This is a genomic window from Geobacter grbiciae, assembly GCF_018531165.1.
Taxonomy (GTDB): domain Bacteria; phylum Desulfobacterota; class Desulfuromonadia; order Geobacterales; family Geobacteraceae; genus Geobacter; species Geobacter metallireducens.
On the sequence record NZ_JAHDIW010000013.1, the window covers coordinates 65,782 to 83,805 of the forward strand.

General features: G+C 58.9%; 14 protein-coding genes and 1 pseudogene. 2 read left to right on the plus strand and 13 right to left on the minus strand.

Going from position 1 to position 18,024, the window contains the following annotated elements; all coding sequences use genetic code 11:
• Window positions 1–11 precede the first annotated feature (11 nt).
• Window positions 12–731, plus strand: a complete 720-nt coding sequence (locus KJB29_RS14795) for an HAD family hydrolase (protein ID WP_215735194.1) — start codon at window positions 12–14, stop codon at window positions 729–731.
• Between the two features lie 212 nt (window positions 732–943).
• Here the strand turns inward: KJB29_RS14795 and KJB29_RS14800 are convergent, their stop codons facing one another.
• From KJB29_RS14800 to KJB29_RS14855, 12 genes are all read right to left on the minus strand, one after another.
• Window positions 944–2,308 carry a Tm-1-like ATP-binding domain-containing protein gene (locus KJB29_RS14800; protein ID WP_215735195.1) on the minus strand — a complete coding sequence of 455 codons (1,365 nt, stop codon included), beginning with the start codon at window positions 2,306–2,308 and terminating at the stop codon, window positions 944–946.
• A gap of 215 nt (window positions 2,309–2,523) precedes the next feature.
• Window positions 2,524–3,819: a M20 family metallopeptidase gene (locus tag KJB29_RS14805; RefSeq protein ID WP_246561578.1), complete on the minus strand. Its 1,296-nt coding sequence runs from the start codon at window positions 3,817–3,819 to the stop codon at window positions 2,524–2,526.
• Between the two features lie 133 nt (window positions 3,820–3,952).
• Window positions 3,953–5,389 (minus strand): sigma-54 interaction domain-containing protein, encoded by a 1,437-nt coding sequence (locus KJB29_RS14810; RefSeq protein ID WP_215735196.1) that lies wholly within the window; start codon window positions 5,387–5,389, stop codon window positions 3,953–3,955.
• Between the two features lie 27 nt (window positions 5,390–5,416).
• Window positions 5,417–5,989 (minus strand): HD domain-containing protein, encoded by a 573-nt coding sequence (locus KJB29_RS14815; protein WP_215735197.1) that lies wholly within the window; start codon window positions 5,987–5,989, stop codon window positions 5,417–5,419.
• 72 nt (window positions 5,990–6,061) lie between these two features.
• On the minus strand, window positions 6,062–6,991 hold the full coding sequence (locus KJB29_RS14820) for a SphA family protein (RefSeq protein ID WP_215735198.1): 930 nt from the start codon (window positions 6,989–6,991) through the stop codon (window positions 6,062–6,064).
• A gap of 53 nt (window positions 6,992–7,044) precedes the next feature.
• Entirely contained in the window at window positions 7,045–8,124 is a 1,080-nt protein-coding gene (buk, locus tag KJB29_RS14825; RefSeq protein WP_215735199.1) for a butyrate kinase, read from the minus strand.
• A 29-nt stretch (window positions 8,125–8,153) separates the two neighbouring features.
• Window positions 8,154–8,759 (minus strand): UbiX family flavin prenyltransferase, encoded by a 606-nt coding sequence (locus KJB29_RS14830; protein ID WP_215735200.1) that lies wholly within the window; start codon window positions 8,757–8,759, stop codon window positions 8,154–8,156.
• A gap of 77 nt (window positions 8,760–8,836) precedes the next feature.
• On the minus strand, window positions 8,837–9,277 hold the full coding sequence (locus KJB29_RS14835) for a CBS domain-containing protein (protein ID WP_215735201.1): 441 nt from the start codon (window positions 9,275–9,277) through the stop codon (window positions 8,837–8,839).
• A gap of 15 nt (window positions 9,278–9,292) precedes the next feature.
• The gene (locus tag KJB29_RS14840; protein WP_215735202.1) at window positions 9,293–10,549 is read right to left on the minus strand and encodes a Tm-1-like ATP-binding domain-containing protein; all 1,257 of its coding nucleotides are present in this window, start codon (window positions 10,547–10,549) and stop codon (window positions 9,293–9,295) included.
• Window positions 10,550–10,617: 68 nt separating this feature from the next.
• The gene (ppcB, locus tag KJB29_RS14845; RefSeq protein WP_215735203.1) at window positions 10,618–12,162 is read right to left on the minus strand and encodes a phenylphosphate carboxylase subunit beta; all 1,545 of its coding nucleotides are present in this window, start codon (window positions 12,160–12,162) and stop codon (window positions 10,618–10,620) included.
• Window positions 12,163–12,212: 50 nt separating this feature from the next.
• A complete protein-coding gene (locus KJB29_RS14850; protein WP_215735204.1) occupies window positions 12,213–13,361 on the minus strand; it encodes a PEP/pyruvate-binding domain-containing protein in 1,149 nt (382 codons plus the stop codon).
• A gap of 27 nt (window positions 13,362–13,388) precedes the next feature.
• A complete protein-coding gene (locus tag KJB29_RS14855; RefSeq protein WP_425514123.1) occupies window positions 13,389–15,251 on the minus strand; it encodes a PEP-utilizing enzyme in 1,863 nt (620 codons plus the stop codon).
• Window positions 15,252–15,849: 598 nt separating this feature from the next.
• Between KJB29_RS14855 and KJB29_RS14860 the strand changes: the two are divergent.
• A pseudogene (locus KJB29_RS14860) lies at window positions 15,850–16,776 on the plus strand (XylR N-terminal domain-containing protein); the annotation flags it as partial.
• A gap of 13 nt (window positions 16,777–16,789) precedes the next feature.
• On the opposite strand, the gene KJB29_RS14865 reads toward KJB29_RS14860, so the two are convergent.
• Entirely contained in the window at window positions 16,790–17,959 is a 1,170-nt protein-coding gene (locus KJB29_RS14865) for an IS4 family transposase (protein ID WP_215735206.1), read from the minus strand.
• Window positions 17,960–18,024 lie beyond the last annotated feature (65 nt).

Below are 18,024 nucleotides of genomic sequence, written 5' to 3' on the forward strand. Positions count from 1 at the left end.
CGGGAGTAATCATGGTATTTGAAGGGCATTCTACGTTTGGTGCCGAGGCGGGGCTCGGGGCAGAGTTGTGTTGCTCGCTCGCCGTCAGGGCGGTACTGTTCGATCTTGACGGTACGCTGGTCGATTCGGTCGGCGCCTACATCGAGGTGGCGCGGGTCGCTGCCGAGCCGTTCGGCTTTGAGGTGACAGAGGAACAGGTGCGGCTGGCGCTCTCTTCTGGGGGCAGCTTCTGGAAAGGCATTGTGCCGGAGGATCGGAGTGATGGCGCTGCCATTTTGAAGGCTATTTCCGCCAATGCTGCCCGGGAGTGGCCGCGGATATTGCGGGAGCACGGCAAGCTGTTCGACGGGGTGCTGGAAACGCTCGATGCGCTGAAAGGTCTCGGGATACTGCTCGGCATCGTGAGCGGCGCCCGCCCGGAAGTTCTGGAACTGCTTCGGCCAAACGGTGTCCTGGAGCGCTTTGACGCGGTCGTGCTCGGCAAGGATGTCTCCAAGAGCAAGCCCGACCCCGAGGGGATCCTTAAATGCCTGGATCACCTCAGCGTCGCACCCGCCGACGCCCTCTACGTGGGTGATGCCCCGATAGATATTTTCGCCAGCCGCGCCGCCGGCGTGCGAGTGGTGAGCGTGCTCACCGGGGCCGGCGACAGCGCCTCCCTGTCGATGCATGCTCCTGACCGGTTGATTTCCTCCCACACCGTGCTTCCTGCCATCGTCACCTCGTTCTGAACCGGCGGATTCTAGGCTGGCTCACGGTCAACATCCATTTCTGCTTTGTCACATTCCCCACCAAAGGTTCCCGTAAGGGGCGGAGCGAGAGTTCCGCCCCTTACGCCGCCATGCCGACACAATCCGGCAACGTAGAATTGCCGCTTCAAGAACATCCCCCAGGCACCTCTTCATCAACGATGACGGTTCCCGGGGGGATGTTGAATTGTTCTTCATGCCGCAAGCGCATCTCCTGTTGCTTCCGGTGTGGTGTGCTGATTACCGGAGAAGCGGTCGAGGGTGTGCAATGAGCTGTAAGGGTTCCAGGTTGCAGGTTGTCGGGACGGCAGCCGATCAACCTCGATTTTCCGCAGTCCGCCGATTTTTTGCAGTGCTCCGACAATCACTTCAGAAAACGCTTCATCGTTGATATGCAGCGGGACGGTTTCAAAATGGATGGTGCGCGTTAACGCCTTGGCGAAGGTTTCGGCGAAAACGCGAGGCCCCTCCGGGTCCGGTTGGGGGCCATCCTCATGATCCAGGCACGAGAACCCCTTCATGGGCACGAGGACGGCAACGGGCCCCGTGCTTTCATTGCAGTAACCTGCCATGATTTCGGCTATCCGCTGGATTTCCTCCAGACTAGTCCGGACGCAGGTGATGTTGGCGTTATGTTTGTGCCCCCGTCTGCCGGGAAAGTTAACCCGGGCCTGGGCCATGGGACCGGTTACCAGAAAATCGATGTTGCCCGGAACGATCACCGTCGGTATCCCCTTTTGCAGAGCCGCTCTGCCGCGCTCCGGACCGGGATCGAACGCTCCTCCGAAATGGTGGTCTATCAGTTCATGAAGGGACAGGTCCACCACTGCGGAGACCGGCTCGAAGTTGACCATCCGCTCCATGGCCTGGCCACCGGTTCCCGTGGTATGGAACGTCACGCTTTCGTATCCCCACGCCTCAAAGTGGATTCTCATCCGGGCCGCGGTGGCCTCCGTTGTGCCCAGGGTCGTCAGGACGGCCAGCGGGCGCGAAAATTCGTCATGGAACTCCCGTTCCCGGACCAGGCCGGCAATTGCCAGCGCCCCGTTTCGCAATACTTTACGGGTGATCCGGTTCAGACCAGCCAGATCGGACACCGAATTCAGCATGAAAATATCCATGTTCCCAATAAATGCCTCGGTATCCTTGGCGGCGATGGTGGAGATCATTACCTTGGGGAAGCCAATGGGGAAAGCCCGCATCACTCCCGTGCCCAGGGTGGTGCCCATTGTTCCCCCGAGACTGATGACCCCCTGAATCAGATCCGCTTTGTACAGGGCAAGCGCACACTTGACGCCGCCGGAGATCATGATGTCCACGGCGTCCCCCTCGCTGGTGACATTCCGTATGTCATCCCAGGTTTTTCCGGCAGCGCGCAGCACTTCATCCCGGGTGACTGCGACCGGACCGGGCCTTTTGCCACGGATACCCATATCCATGATCAACGTGGTGAAACCCGCCTTCGCCAGGCACGATTCGATGTAGCGGGCTTCCACGCCCTTGGTGTCCATGGCCGCGATTAACAGTACCTTGCTGGTCTTGCCATCAGTCTTTAACATGTGAGCCTCCTCTTTCTGTGATGGGAATTGGCTGTTGCGTAACCGCGTTTCTATAGCAATGTTTAGCAACAGGCGTTCCAGTGGAGGAGGCTCTTGATAAAATATACAACTAGCTGAAATATTTATAGTAATTGTTGTGCGTGGCAATGCTTATGAGCTGGCTAATAGTGATTTTTGCCCATATGTTGGAACGGCGCCCAAATGATGGCAGAAAATTAGAACTGTATTTTGCTAAACGGAATGGTTTTGAGGGGCTGTTCACTGCAGAGCCAAGCCGATGCGGCCGTCAGCATGGCCCGCAGCCCCGTTTCCAGTGTTGGGTGAATGACAGGCGCGAACTGGGGAGAATGATTGCTCGGTATCCTGTTGATCTGTTTTTCCGTTCTCGCTTGCGCGTAGACCTCCGCGTCCGTGCCGCCGACGAACCAGAAAACATACGGTACGTGCCAGCTCCGCCCGAAGATGCTGAAGTCTTCGCTGGCCGATGCAGGTGCCGCCTCGTAGGCATTGTCGCCAAATTGCGCCTTGAAGGCTGCCGCCACCCTGCGGGTGGCAGCGTCATCGTTCTGAGTAAGAGGGTAACTGCTGAGAGTGGTGAACTCAGGCGGTCGCTCGGCATTGGAGGCATCGCATTCGGCACAGCAGATGCGCCTGATCGACGACAGCATGTTCTCGCGCACGTCTGCGTCGTAGGTGCGCATGTTGAGCTTGATCACGGCATCGTCGGGAATGATGTTCTCCTTTGTGCCCGCCTGGAGTGAGCCGATGGTCAGCACGGCATTATCCAGGGGGGATATCTCCCGCGAGACGATGGTTTGCAGACGCAGCACCGTGGCGGCTGCCATGATCACCGGGTCGATGGCGGTCTGCGGCTGCGAGCCATGGGAGCCGCGACCGAACAGCCTGATTTTCAGACTGTCTCCCGCTGACAGGATGACCCCCGGACGGTAGCTGACCGTACCGGCTGGCCCCACCATCACGTGCTGGGCGAGGATGATATCCGGTTTGGGAAACCGTCCGTCATCCCAGTCATTGACCATGCAGGAGGCGCCGCGTCCCACTTCCTCACCTGGCTGGAACACGACCATGACGGTGCCGTGCCAAACGTCGCGGTGCTCGGCAAGAATGCGCGATGCTCCCAACAGCCAGGTTACGTGGAAATCGTGGCCGCAGGAGTGGGCCACGTCCACCTCGATGCCATCCTCATCCTTGGCCTTGACGGTGCTGGCGTAGGGGAGACCGGTGTTTTCCGCCATGGGGAGCGCATCCATGTCCGCGCGCAGCATCACCGTGGGTCCCTCGCCATTGCGCAACACTCCCACGACACCGGTAACGCCCACCTCGCGGGTTACCTCATAGCCCAGCGCCTCAATGTAGTCGGCCGCTAGACTGGCGGTGCGGACCTCTCGCATTGACAGTTCCGGATGCTGGTGAAAGTCCTTGTACATCGTTTCGAGTTCAGCCAGCAGCGTGTCGCCGCGGCCAGTCATGGCTTGGATGAGCGGGTTCATAACAACCTCCAGACGCGGCAGCCTTATGCAGACCATGCAACTGTTGCAAGTTTAGCATGTCCGCTCGTGCAACGCTAACGGAGGGAGCAATAATCAAGGGTTACATATTTTGAAAGGGGAGGTGGAGAGAGAATCAGTGTGCGTGCGGCAAGGCTGGCAGACCCTGCCGGTTTATGCCGAGCTTGCGCATCCTCGCCTGGAGGGTCGTGCGTTTCAGTCCGAGGATTTCAGCCGCCCCTTTTGGCCCGCCGACTCGCCATGCCGTTGTTTCGAGAGCACGGATGATATGTTCCCGTTCGGTCACTTCCAGAGGTGAGATGGGGGTTGCGTCGGCGGCTATGACCATTTTAGGGAGGGAGTCGATCTCCAGCTTGTTTCCCTGGCTGATGATCACCGCCCGTTCGATAACGTTCTGCAGTTCCCGGATATTGCCGGGCCACAGGTACCCCTCCAGTGACTCCATGACATGGCGCGGAATAAGCTCGATGCTTTTTCCGTTCCTTTCGCAAGAGGCTTTGACAAAATGCCTGACCAGGAGGGGGATGTCTTCCCTCCGTTCCCTGAGGGGAGGGCATTGGATCGGAAAGACATTGAGGCGATAGTACAGGTCGCTGCGAAACCGCCCCTCGGCAAGCAGGGCTTTCAAATCCACATGGGTCGCGGCCAGGATGCGTACATTGACCTTTATCGTTTCAGCGCCGCCGAGCCGCTCGAATTCTCCTTCCTGCAAGACGCGCAGAAGCTTGCTCTGCAACTCCATGGGGAGATCACCCACCTCGTCGAGAAAAAGGGTCCCCCCGTCAGCCAGGTCGAACTTGCCGGGTTTGCGGCAGTTCGCTCCCGTGAAGGCTCCTCTTTCGTGGCCGAAAAGTTCGTTTTCCATGAGCGTTGCCGGCAATGCGGCGCAGTTGAGCCGGATGAGGGGGCGATCACGGCGGTTGCTCAGGTTGTGGATGGCGCGGGCGATGAGCTCCTTGCCGACGCCTGTTTCTCCGAGGATAAGTACGGACGCATCGGTGGGGGCAACCTGTTCAACGAGCTGCAGGGCCTTCATGAAGATGGGATTGCCGGTGACTATTTCATCGAAGTTGTGGGAGAGTTTGATCTCGTTCATCAGGTAGACGTTTTCGGCTTCCAGACGGTTTTTGAGCGTTTGCACCTCGTCCAGGGCCCGCCTCAGGGCTTCCTGGGTCTGGAAATGCTGGGTCATGTCCTTGATGAAGCTGCAGGAGTATTCCCTCCCTTCGAACCGGATGAAGTTTTCCTCGACCTCTACCGGGAATTTCTCCCCGGAGCGTTTTCTGAAATGATCCGAAAAGGTGCGAAATTGCATCCACTTCAGCTCTGCCCAGTGCTGCGGCCACAATTCCGTGGGGATCCCCGGGGCGATGTCCTGGGCAGTCAGGCGGATGAATTCATCGGGCGAGTAACCGAAACACCGGCATGCTGCGTCGTTTACCCGTGCAAAACGGGTCGTGGAGTCCACCCAGACAATAGGGGTGCCGGTTCGCTCAATGGTGAAATTTGCCAGCCGAAGCATCTCTTCCAGATGCTGCTCTGTGTCGGCCATGGAATCCCCCACTGCAATGAAGCGTGGTCACGGTGAATATCCCGCCTTTTCCAACGCTGCCCAGGCCAGTTGCCTGCCGGTTCCGGTGAAAAACCAGGAATCGACCTGCGCCGCCGTCCAGTGCAGGTGTTCCTCGGGTTCCTGCCGGAACCAATCGGCATCGATTGCCAGCCCCTCGGCCGTAACGCGCCACAGTTTGTCCGCATCCTTCACGATCTTGTCGCTGTCGGAGATCGCCTCCAGGCGAGAGTCGTGACCATCGATAATTTCCAGGATCTCGCGGCTTTTTTGCGGGTCATAATCCACGCATCTCAGAATTTCCCGGGCCAGTTCGACCCCTTCGACCTCGTGAATCCGCCGCAGATCAGGATCGAATCCCGGTCCAAATGCCTTCGAGTGCAACGCTTCCGGGAGCTTTATCCACCCGATGTCGTGACAGATGATGGCCGGGATGGCCACGTCGGGATCGCCCGGCTCATCCTCGAGCAACCGCAGGGCAAAACGATAGGCTACCTCGGTATGAATATCGTTGTTCCGGGTATTCAGATGAGGCTTGGCCAGGTCGTAGATATGTTCGTAAATTTTCGACATTTCCCGCATGGGCGTGCCTTGTCCCTCTTCGGAACCGTTGAAATTGATCAGCCGCGTCAGAGCCGCTCCTGACACGGGGGGTCAGAATGCGTAGGAGATTTTGAACTGGGTCTGGGGGCCGGTGGCGATATTACGGGCGCCATACTCCCAGTACTGCTTGAAGGTCATGCTGAATGGCCCCTGTTTTGGCCAGTACTTGATGCCGAAGCCGATGCCTCCCACCCTGCTGTTTGCGTCCTCGACCGTGGCCCCGTTGACCTTGTCGTCAGTGGTCTGCCAGTAGTTGTAGCCGACTACGCCTCCGCTCAGCCCGTTGCTGAGTCCATAGCCCACTGCCCAGTCAATGTGGAATTCCTGGCCGGGGTCGGTGCCGGTGTCGCTGTTTCTGGTGTTGAAGTCGTACATGAGCTTGGCGGAGACGTCGAAACCCTCCTTGAGGTATGAGACCGCCACGACCGGTTCGAAGGTCCAGTGGTTCCTGGAGAGGATCTGGGTTGCTGGCCGGTTCTTGTCATAGTCCCCGGTGGGGGCCCAGGTGTCCAGCGCAAAGACGGCATGGAGCGAGGGGCTCAAGTGCCAGCCAAGGATGAGGGGGCTGAAGATGAGGTCCCCCATCCCCGTGTCGCGGGAATCGAAATTGAGCGGGGGGATGGCCGAACTGCTTTTCACATCGGCGTGGTAGAAGGGAAGAAAGACGTGGGCGCCCCAGTTGGCTCCCAACAGCTTGAACGGACTGACGTAGATGAGTCGGGGGACCTCGGCCAGCACATCAGCCTTGAAATCCGCCGGCACGCTGTTTCCGGAATTGTCCCGGATGCTGTTTTTCTGGACGAGCAGCAGGTAATTCACGAGATAGACGCCGGGAGGGGGAAGTGCCCCCACGGCGAAGTCTTCGACTCCGTTCGGATAGTGCTGCCCTCCGCCGGCCCACGTCATGGGGGCGGAGAGCAGAAATACGACAAGAGCGATGCCAGATAGGGACAACAGCCAGCGGCGGGAGAACCGTTTCATGATTAATCCTCTTTCTCGTAGATAGTGAATTGATTGCCGCCCGTTGCAACCGGTCAGGCGGCGTACACAGACAGCTCTTCTTCCTGGCTGAAGTAGCGCATCGCCGCGTCGGCCAGGGCCTCCATCTCGTTCTCGCCGGGGTTCAGATGGACCGGGGCGATGAAGGCGATCTTCCTCTTCAGGCTCTCCAGGAGCCTTTGAGAATAGACCAGGCTCCCGGTGAGGGCGATGGCGTCCACCTTCCCCTCCAGCACGGCCGCGCAGGCGCCGATCTCCTTGGCCACCTGGTAGATCATCGCCTCGAACACCTCGGCCGCCTTCCCGTCGCCCGCCGTGATCCGCTTCTCGATCTCGATCACGTTGGTGGTACCCAGATAGGCGTACAGCCCTCCGCCGCCGGTCAGGAGCTTTAGCACCTCCGTCTTCGTGTACTCGCCGCTGAAGCAGAGTTTGACCAGGTCGCCGGCCGGCAGTGTCCCGGCCCGCTCCGGCGAGAAGGGGCCGTCTCCGTCCAGCGCGTTGTTCACGTCGACGATCTTCCCCTTCTGGTGTGCCCCCACCGAGATGCCGCCCCCCAAGTGGGCGACGATCAGGTTCACCTCATCGTACCGTTTCCCCAGTTCCGCCGCGATTCTGCGGGCAGTGGCCTTCTGGTTCAGGGCGTGGAAGCTGCTCGTCCTCGTGAGCTGGGGAATCCCGGAGTAGCGGGCCGAGGCGCAGAGCTCGTCGGTCATGGGAGGATCGGCGGTCAGGACCGGGATGCCGTACTGGTTCCCCAGATCGAAGGCCACGAGCCCCCCCACGTTAATCGGGTGGCCGCCGTAGATGCCGCTCTTCATGTCGGCGATCATCCGCGGGCAGACCCGGTAGATGCCGCCGGGGAGCGGCTTGACGTTGCCGCCGCGGCAGGCGATGGCGTCGATGTCATCCATGGCGAGATGGTGGTCCCTCAGGAACCCGAGGAGGGCGTCCTTGCGGTAATCGTACTGGTCCCAGATGGTGGGAAACTTCCTCAGCTCCGCGTCGTCATGCCTGACCGACACGTTGATTTTCATCTCGCCTGCCGAGAAGATGCCGATCTTCGTCGACGTGGAGCCGGGATTGATGATGAGTATTGTCTTGTCACGGTTCATGGTCTGCCCCCACAGTCCCTGGATGTGGCTCAGTTGGCGATCCTGAGGGACTCCCGGACCTGCTCCTTCCGGTTGTTCCCGTGCCAGCGCTTGAAGAGGTTGTGCTCGATCCCCACCTGGTCCAGAGCCTTGCCGATGCTCTGGTGAACGATGTCCATGATCGACTCCGGCTTGTGGTAGAAGGCCGGCATTGGCGGCAATATCTGGGCGCCGCAGTCGGTGGCGCGCGACATGAGCTCCAGGTGCCCCTTGTGCAAGGGCGTTTCGCGCACCATGAGCACCAGGGGTCGCCGTTCTTTCAGCGTCACATCGGCGGCGCGTATCACCAGGTTGTAGGTGAACGAGTTGGCAATGGCCGAAAGCGTTTTTACCGTGCAGGGCGCCACGATCATGCCGCGGGTGCGGAACGAGCCGCTGGCCACCGAGGCGCCGATATCCTTGTTGTCATACACCACGTCGGCCAGTGACCTGACCTCGTCAAGCGAGTACGACGTCTCGATCTCCAGGTTCTTGCTGGCGGCCTCGCTGACGATGAGATGGGTCTCCTGCCCCAGTTCCTTCAGCACGTTCAGCATCTCCACCCCGTAGATCACGCCTGTTGCGCCGGTGATTGCCACTACCAATGGAAGGCTCATGGTCTTGCTCCTTTCTCCGTTTGTCGTTGACGGGGTGGCGGGATAATCCCGCGAGACGTCCGGACCGGGTTCCGGCGTCACTGCGCTTTCCGCATTTTCTCCGCTTCCATGGTCCCGCACAGATGGGCCGCCAGCAGGAAGATCTCGTTGGCGGATATGATTCCCACCACCGAACCGTTTTCCATGACGGGAAACTGGGCCACCATCAGCTCCTTGCCGTATTCAAGGCAGTGTTCCATGGTGTCGTTCGCATCCACGGTGGCCGGATTGCGGACCATGAAGTCCCTGACCTTGAGCCGGTTGACGAAAAAACTGACCTCGTCCGGATTCTGGGTGCGCGTGACATAGTGCCCCATGCGCATCACGTTGTGCCGCGTCACCAGGCCGCGCAAACGTCCATTGTCCACGACGAGCAGGGCATTCAGGTTGTTGTCGAGAAGCAGCCGCTTTGCTTCCGAGGCCAGGGTGTCGCTCGAAATCGTCAGAGGGTTGTTCTGCATCCAGTTGCGGACTATCATCGCGCACTCTCCTTTTTAACCGGCCACTGCCTGGGCCGGCGTTCCCTCGTACAGCCGCACGAACTCGTCGACGGCGACCCGGGCGAATTCCTTCGTGTAGAGGTGCAGGTCGACTTCCTTGACCCGCTCCGGTTCATCCAGTTTTTCTTTCAGCCGGGCAACGAAGGCGGCATCGGCGGCCGGATCGTAGATGATCCGTCCTTCAAGGTCCTGGGACGACCACCCTTTCAGAGGGATCAGGAAGGTCCACTCCCCGTTGGCCCGGTTGAGCCGTTCGGCAATCACGTCGGCGGCCTGGCGCAGTTCGTCGGCGGTGGTGCGTACCTGGACCCTCAGGGAGTCCTGCACGTACTGGGGCCGGTCTTTAGTCTTCTCCAGCATGTCGGGGCGGCCGCCGTAGGAGAGGATGTCGAGGCCGCAGGGGGCCAGCACCATGGGTATGCCGCTCTCCACCGCTGCCATCAGCCGGTCGGGCCCCGGGTCCCGGTTCCCCTTGAAGAGGTTTTCGACTATGCCGCCGGTGCAGATGTCCAGCACGCCATGGAAGGCGCCGGCACGGATCATATCCTCCATTGCCTTGTCCCCCTTTCCCTGCGCATGACAGACGATAGGGGTGAAACCGGCCTCATCCAGCATGCCGAGGGCGGTCTGCACCGCCATTTCGCCGAAGCCGAAGGAGGAGATGGCAACGCATGGCTTGTCAAACGTGATGTTTGTTCCCTGGGTCATCTCGACCATGCCGCAGATGGCGCCGACCGCATTGGTGATCTGCGCCTTCAGGAGCGGGTTCATTTTCACGACGTCGAGCACCGTATGGTGCATGGTGATGTCGTGGGTCCCCACGTACTTCCCCACGTAGGACGGATGCGCCGCCATGGGGGAGGCCATGAGCTTCGGGATCCCGAAAGGGACCCCTTTCATGACGCTGGTGCCGACGAGCGATGATGTCCCGCCGCCAACGCCGAAGACTCCCTGGATCTTTCCTTCTTTCATCATGTCGGCGACGATCGAGCTGGCGCCCCTGATCTGGTTTTCCATCGCCCGGTCACGGTCGGAGCGGTAGCATTCGCGCACTGCCTCAATGGTCATGCCGCCGCGCTCGGCCACCTGCTCGCAGGTGATATCGCCCGGGAAGGGAGGGGGTTCCTCCATGCTGAAATCGAGAAAATAGGCCCTATGTCCCCGCGCCTCGATCAGCTGTTTCACGAAAATGATGTCCTCGCCCCGGGTGTCCAGGTTGCAGATGATGACGATTCCCTTTTTCTGGGCCATGGTGTCTACTCCTTTGGGATCGGAACGTCCCCCCTCCCCCGCCAGGGGGGAGGGAGTGCTTGGATATCCTATTTTTTCTTCACTTCCGGCCGGGTGAGACGCGGGATCATCTCGGCGACCGGGCTTGCGCCGGTGAAGCCGTATTCGTTCCAGCGGTCGGAAACCTTCTGCAGCACCGTCCGGTCCATGAAAATCTCGTTCGGCTTGTTTTTCCACTCGTATGGTATGGTGGCATCCAGGATGATGCGGCTGACCACATCGCGCGCCTCGATGGGGAGGCCCGGGTCGAGCGGGGTAGAGCGGCCGCGAGTGATGATCTGGGTTGAGCGTTTCGGATCGAAACGTACGGCCAGCGCCCACCAGACACGATCCATGTCGTCGGCGGCTATGTCATGGTCGACGATGATGATCCCCTTGACGCCGTAGTGACCGGTGGTGCTGCCGTTGATGGCATCGGCCACGTGGTTCGAGTGCCCCGGGTACATCTGCTTGACCGAGGCGACGACCCAGAAACGGCCGGTGGCCGCAGCGGGGAAGTAGACACTCTGGATTCCCGGCACCTTCATGGTTTCCAGGTCGTGCCACAGGGTGGCCGTACGGTTGATGGACTGGACCATGTGGGTGTCATTGATCGGCTTGCCGACCGTGGTTGACCAGAAGATCGGCTTGTTGCGATGGATGATCCGTTTCACGCGGATGACCGGCTTGGGATAGTCCTTCATCTTGTTGCCCGAGTAATAGCCGGTGTACTCGCCGAACGGCCCTTCTTCCATCAACTCCTCGGGATCCATCCACCCTTCGACGATGATCTCGGCGTTGGCCGGCAGAGTCAGTCCCGTAAGATCCGACTTGAATACTTCGATTGGACGGCCGCGCAGGGCGCCCCCCACGTCGTACTCATCGGTCTGGGCGCTGACCAGGGTGGAGGAGGCCAAAAACAGTATGGGATCGCCCCCCACCACGTAGGCGACAGGCATCTTCTCGCCCCGCTCCTGGTACTTTTTCATGTGGAAGTCGCCGTGCTTGCCGCTGATGATCTGGGAGCCGAGGATGTTCTTGCCCAGGATCTGGGAACGATAGGTGCCCAGGTTTGTCCAGCCCGTATCCGGGTCCTGGGTCACCAGGTAACCGGAGGTGCCGAAGAAACGGCCGCCATCATCGGGATAGAACCAGGGTGCGGGGAAGTTTTCCAGGTCCACATCTTTTTCTTCAATGATGTTTTCCATGACCGGCGGATTCTTGACAAAGGTCGGCTTGATCATCTGCTTGGTGGTCAGCTCCATCCATTTCCGGGAAAGCTGGCACATGGTGAGTGACGGGTCCTGTTCCAGGCAGATGGCGATACGTTCGGGGGTGGTGAAGGCACTGGTGAAAACCGGGATGGTGTTCCCCTTGACGTTCTCATAGAGCAATGCCGGCCCCTTCTGCTCTTCGTTCACCTTGGAGATGTGGGCAAGTTCGAATTTCCAGTCCACCTCAGCCTTGACGCGGTGGAGTACCCCATGAGCTTCCAGGGCTGCGATGTAGCTGCGAATGTCGTTGATGGGGGGTACCGCGGGCCGCGAGTCGAGTTCTTCGTTGATCTCTTTCACTTTAAGCTGTGTTGTGCTCATACTGCCTCCTTATCTGTTGGGTTTGTGAAGCAACCGTGGCTCCCGAGGGGTTAGTTCAGCCGCTTCCCTTCCAGCATGCTGGCCAGGATGTAGTCCATGGCCGAAGCGCCGCCCCTGGCAGCTCCCGGCGGTTGCTGTTTCTGGCTCCAGACCGTTTCCGGGCGCGCCTGCAGGATGAAGATGTTGCCGCCGAAGGGGAGGTCCTTATCCACCGCCCATTCGATGTCCATGGGGCGGCCGTAATGTTTTTCGATCAGCTTTCCCATCTTGGCCAGTTCGGTGATCTCGTCGTCCATGAGCGACTGTACCTTCTGCCGCTCGAACGGGACCTCGATGGGGCGGGACACCTGGGTCTTCTGGTCCACCGTGTAGTAGATCTCCTTCTGTGAAATGGTCCGCTCCAGGATATCCAGGGTGATCTTGTTGACCACGAAGTTGTCCGGGGTCACTTCCCCCGAAACCACCGACTCGCCGAACCCGTAGTTGGAGTCGATGACGATCACCGAGCGGTCGCCGTTGCCCGGATGAAGGGTGAACATCACCCCGGCGGTGAACGAGTTGGCCATCTTCTGCACCCCCACGCTGATCGCCACCTGCTCGTCGGCATACCCCTGGTTGATACGGTAGGCGATGGCCCGGCCGGTGTAGAGGCTGGAGATGCAGCGCCGCATGTTGTGCAGCACCTCGTCCGCACCGCGGACCCAGAGGTAGGTGTCCTGCTGGCCGGCAAAGCTTGCGCCGGGCAGGTCCTCGGCCGTGGCGCTGGAGCGGACCGCCACCGGCACCGCCGGCAGGCATGAGCGCACCGCCAGCTTGCGGTATCTCTCCGCCACCAGGTCTTCTATCTCGGCGGAGAAGGGGTGGGCCTCGATCATTTCCCGGATCGCCCCGCTGGTATTCTCCAGTGCCCCCATGTCACCGGCGTCGAGACCGGACACCATGGATTGAATCTCCCGGTCGATCCCGGCGTCGGTCATGAAGCGGCGATACCCCTCGGTGGTGAGCGCAAAGCCGGGAGGGACCCGCACGCCGGCGTTGATCAACTCGCCGAGTGATGAGCACTTTCCTCCCACCAAGGGGACCGAATCCTTCCGGCACTCCTCGAACCAGCAGACCAGCGGCGTGTCCTTCCCTGCCGAACGGACGGTTCCGTACTTGTTTCCCCACCTTTTGTCATGCATGTTCACTGCAGTGCTCATGTCCTTTGCCTCCTCTGTCCGGTTTCCTCAGCGGTCTATGGTGACGACGCCGGTGGCGCCGTCGACCCGGAGCATCATGCCGGTCCGGATGATCTTCGTCGCGTGGCCGGTGCCGACCACCGCCGGCATGCCGTATTCACGGCAGACGATTGCCGCGTGGCTCATGACTCCCCCCACATCGGTGATTGCCCCCTTGATCCTGGCAAAGGCCGGTGCCCAGGAGGGCGAGGTGGTGGGGGCCACCAGGATTTCTCCCTCCTGCAGCAGGCGGATGTCGTCCGCGCTGCGGCAGACCCGGGCTTTCCCCTCCACCACGCCGGGGCTGCCGGCGAAACCTTTCAGGGTGGTGATGCTGTCCGGATCGGAGATGTCCTGTACTTCGGACCAGTCCGAGATGGAGGAGTTGGTGACCCCCCAGAGCACGATGGTGAACGGCTCCCGGATCACTTCGGGGGGGATGCCGACGGCCGGCGGCGGACTCCACTCCTGGAACTTTTTCATCACCCCTTTGCGCCAGGCGATCTCCTTGGGCCATACCGCAGTGCCCCGGGGCTTGACGCCGGTTGCCCAGGCGGTGACCATGTCCCACAACCCCTGCTTGATCTCATCCCGGCGCAGATACCAGACATCCTCCACGTCCTCGAACATGCCGTGATCCTTCATTATGGCCGCCACTTCGCGCATCTTTTTCCAGAACACGGTATGGAACCAGTGCTCGACATAGAAGAGGTGGTTCTCCACATAGGGGAAGACCGTCTTGGCGGTGCCGAGCAGTTCGTCGAAGGTCTTGCGGTCCTCGTCCGATGTAATGAGGTCGCGGTACTCCTCGGTGATCCTGTCCCGTTCGGCTCGTACCTTTTCCATTGGCCGTTCTATGTCCATCCCCTGCCTGAGCTGATTGATGTAGGTGGCGATGCCGGAAAGCGGAATGTTCAGGTCGTCGTTCCACGACTTGTCGCTGTGGGACCAGCCGGTGCCGGTGGAGACGTGAAACCAGGGATACCGGGCCTCTTCCAGGGCATCCAGCCAGGTCCTGCCTTTCGGATGCGCCTTCAGCGCGGTCTCGGCATCCTGCCACTCCCCGAAGGTGGTCAGGATCAGGTCAACCCCCAGTTCGATGGCTTTCTTGGCCAGTTTTTTCAGCTCGTCGTCGGAGCGGTACATGATCACGTCGATACCGGCGATCATCTGGGTCACCCGCTGCAGCGGGATGCTCGGGAACAGCTTCTGCACAAAATCGAGGAAAAAGACGTAGGCGGCATAGCCGAGGTTGAGGAATTCGAAGTGGTACTGCCAGCACTGGATACCCAGGTTGATCAGGTCGTCGTAGGCTTTGATCAGATGAAATCCCTTTGATTCGCCGATTCCTTCCGTGACCACACTGATATCTTCAAGATCGGGGAGGCTGGGGATCGGCAGTTCTTCGATCTGCTTGATGATCCCCTTCATCTTCAGTTCCCACTTGGCCTCCAGCTCATTCCAGTTTTTGTAGTAGTAGCCGGCGCGTTCCATGAAGTTGGGTACGCGGCTCCCTACCTCTTCCGGGTCTGTTACCGGAACCGGCGAGATATACACGTAGCCGTTGATGATCCGGTGGTCGACGCCACGCACCGGCGGCACCTGGAAGATGCGGTTGTTGTACTGGGACAACCCCAGGTACCAGGCCTCATCCCAGATCGTGTCGAAGGGGTAGATCGGTTCGGGATAGTGGAGTCCATCATAAAACCAGAAGGATTGCGCTTCGTAAGTCATCCGTTCCGGGTCATCAGTGACGAACTGATACTGGTACGGATACATCCTCTCCCAACCTTCTGTTCCAGGGATTGTCCCGACATCATGTGGTTTTGGAAATTTCATCGCGTGTCTCCCGAATGTTCGTTGATGCTCCATGGTTAGTGATGCGAGGCCTCGTTGCCGTTGACGAAGGTTCTGGTTTGTGGTGAGTGGGACATTTGGGAGGGGTATGAGCATGCTCTGTGCCAAACAGTGTTTTGCAATGAGTGGGGCGCCCAGGTCTATCGATTGTGTTGAGCGAACAAGGCTGTTTTATCTGGCTAATGAGCGATTTGCGCGCTTCGTAAATTGCCTGCAAGAAGCCCGGGCTGAATCGGCAGTGGCGATCAGGCCTCTGTATTCGGCAGTTGACCATTTTGTAACTATTCTCGTTTACTCGTCCGGGAATTGGACAATTTTGTCAATTCGTGGCGGGGATACTGTTTGCCATGGCACCGCGGTAACGGCGCATAATGCGACGGAACGGAGAATTGGCGGTAGTTTGTTGTCCCTGGTTTGGGTGAGAGGCGGGCAGTGTGGTGGATTTCGCCGTGACATATTTGTCATGTGCATGTAATCTGTATAACGACGTTTTTGCATGGTACGAAACTGGTTCATCTGACAATCTGCTAGATTAAACAATGATAATAAAATATCGTTATGAAATGACGGTTCAAAAGATGATTCTGGTACCAATTTGCGGTGAGGTGGAAAAATGACTAAACAGCGACGTTCCGATAAATCTGGCTGCACATTGACGGACGGTGATCTCCTCGGACGGGTGCATTTCTGCAGGGAATCGGGGAATATCTGGCTGCACGAGCATCGCATGCTCCTGGTGCATGCCGAGGCGCAGGCCACTCTGCGGAGGGAGCTGATTGATACGCTCGGCATAGAGCGCGTGCAGGGGCTTCTCACACGCATGGGGTACGCGGCCGGCATGCACGATGCTGAACTCGTCTGTACGCGCGTTGAGGGTGCAACGGATGTGGAACTCTTTATGACCGGACCGATGCTTCATAAGCTGGAGGGAGAAGCCAATGTCATTACGGTCAAGGTCGACTTTGATCGAGCCACAGGAAGCTTCTACGGCGAGTTTATCTGGGAAAACTCATGGGAAGGCCAATGGCACAAGCGCCACTATGGAGCCTGTTCCGACCCGGTCTGCTGGAGTCAGATCGGCTACGCCTGCGGCTACTCGACGGCCTTCATGGGACGACCGATTTTGTACAAGGAAGTGGAATGCATAGGAATGGGGGATAATCATTGCCGCATCATCGGCAAGCCGATTGATGAATGGGATGACGCACGTGACTATGCGCGTCTTTTCAGCCGGGAGTCCATTGCCGAGCAGCTCATTGACTTGCAGACCCAGGTGGTACAGCTCCGCTCCGCCATAAACAGAAAGGAAAAGCTCCCCTCAGACGTTGTCGGCAATTCAAAGGTCTTTCGGGCGGCCTATGATCTGCTCCAACAGGCGGCCAAAAGCCAGATTACGGTGCTGCTCCTGGGGGAGACCGGCGTCGGCAAGGAGGTGTTCGCCCGCACCCTCCACGCCAGCGGTGCCCGCAACAAAGAACCTTTCATCGCCATAAACTGTGCGGCAATTCCCCATGATCTGGTGGAATCCGAGTTGTTCGGCCACTACTGTCCGGTTAATAGTTAAACAAATTCAGCTGGTTGCTGTTAGGGTTGTCGGGATTTCGCTTAAGAGCTTCCGCAACCAGCGATGAAATGGGCTTTTTCTCGAACAGATTGACCTCGAGAATCTGTAGAAAAGTGTAGAGCGAGCACGGGATGCCGAGTTTCTTCTTGGTGATCGCCACCAGCAGATAGATGCACAAGGCTACCCATATCTGACTCTTTACCGCATTGACCGATGTCCCGATGAACGACTTGATCCGCAGGTGCTGCTTGATCCATTTGAAAAACAGCTCCACCTGCCAACGCTGCTTATAGACCGCAGCTACAGTCTCTGCGGGGATCTCGAAGTTGTTCGTGAGAAACACCAATCGTTTGTTCCGTTCCTTGTCAACAAAGCTGACCCGGCGCAGCTTTTCCGGATAGCCTTTTTTCGACTTCTGAGTTACCAGGGTGATGATCTGGTCTGCCCGCACGCCTGTTTCTTTGTCCTTCGGATTGGAATACAGCCGCTTGCACTTCAGATTGTCCTTGGCGCGAACGACAAAGAAGGCCCCCTGCTGGTGAATGGCGTGCAGCCTAGCGAAGTCGACATAGCCTCTGTCCATCGCATAGAAGGTATCCTTTTCAACCGGCAGATGATCCAGCATCCTGACATCGTGGACCTTGCCGGTGGTTATGGCCACCCAGGTCGGGATTGGCCCGCGCAGATCAATGAGCGTGTGCATCTTGACCGCTGCCTTGGTCTTACGGAAATCGGCCCAGGGAAACAGGGAAAGGCACAGGTCAATGGTTGTCGAGTCGAAGGCGTACAGAGGTTGAGCAAGCTCGACTGCAATCGAATCGCTCTGATACTCCTTTTGCGCCATGCGGATCAGAACGTGGCCGAAGTCCTGAAAGATGCGCCAATCCCTGCGTTCGTTGGCATCGGCAAGAGTCGTCCGGGAGACGTCACCACGGAAACCGATGTGGTAAAGCTTCTCCTGATGAGAGTTCAGGCAGGTTTCGATATCCCGCAAACTCTCGCGACCGGCCATCTGGGCGTATCCCAGGCAGAGGAACTGGTCATAGGTTGAGAACTTCTTGACCCTGTGCTCCCCTCGGTATCGGCTGACACAGAGATTGAATTCGTACCGAGGCAAAAACTGCAAAAGCTGCTTGAAAACCGTTTTGCCGGATTGCATCGCCACCCTCCTGTGAAGTCAGGAAGGTAGCATCCGAAACGAATTCAAATCGAAAAAAGAACAAT

Bases quoted from the DNA above. Each gene is read 5' to 3' on its own strand.
- KJB29_RS14795 (WP_215735194.1), top strand. From the start codon at position 12: ATGGTATTTGAAGGGCATTCTACGTTTGGTGCCGAGGCGGGGCTCGGG.
- KJB29_RS14800 (WP_215735195.1), bottom strand. From the start codon at position 2,308: ATGTTAAAGACTGATGGCAAGACCAGCAAGGTACTGTTAATCGCGGCC.
- KJB29_RS14805 (WP_246561578.1), bottom strand. From the start codon at position 3,819: ATGAACCCGCTCATCCAAGCCATGACTGGCCGCGGCGACACGCTGCTG.
- KJB29_RS14810 (WP_215735196.1), bottom strand. From the start codon at position 5,389: ATGGCCGACACAGAGCAGCATCTGGAAGAGATGCTTCGGCTGGCAAAT.
- KJB29_RS14815 (WP_215735197.1), bottom strand. From the start codon at position 5,989: ATGCGGGAAATGTCGAAAATTTACGAACATATCTACGACCTGGCCAAG.
- KJB29_RS14820 (WP_215735198.1), bottom strand. From the start codon at position 6,991: ATGAAACGGTTCTCCCGCCGCTGGCTGTTGTCCCTATCTGGCATCGCT.
- buk (WP_215735199.1), bottom strand. From the start codon at position 8,124: ATGAACCGTGACAAGACAATACTCATCATCAATCCCGGCTCCACGTCG.
- KJB29_RS14830 (WP_215735200.1), bottom strand. From the start codon at position 8,759: ATGAGCCTTCCATTGGTAGTGGCAATCACCGGCGCAACAGGCGTGATC.
- KJB29_RS14835 (WP_215735201.1), bottom strand. From the start codon at position 9,277: ATGATAGTCCGCAACTGGATGCAGAACAACCCTCTGACGATTTCGAGC.
- KJB29_RS14840 (WP_215735202.1), bottom strand. From the start codon at position 10,549: ATGGCCCAGAAAAAGGGAATCGTCATCATCTGCAACCTGGACACCCGG.
- ppcB (WP_215735203.1), bottom strand. From the start codon at position 12,162: ATGAGCACAACACAGCTTAAAGTGAAAGAGATCAACGAAGAACTCGAC.
- KJB29_RS14850 (WP_215735204.1), bottom strand. From the start codon at position 13,361: ATGAGCACTGCAGTGAACATGCATGACAAAAGGTGGGGAAACAAGTAC.
- KJB29_RS14855 (WP_425514123.1), bottom strand. From the start codon at position 15,251: ATGGAGCATCAACGAACATTCGGGAGACACGCGATGAAATTTCCAAAA.
- KJB29_RS14865 (WP_215735206.1), bottom strand. From the start codon at position 17,959: ATGCAATCCGGCAAAACGGTTTTCAAGCAGCTTTTGCAGTTTTTGCCT.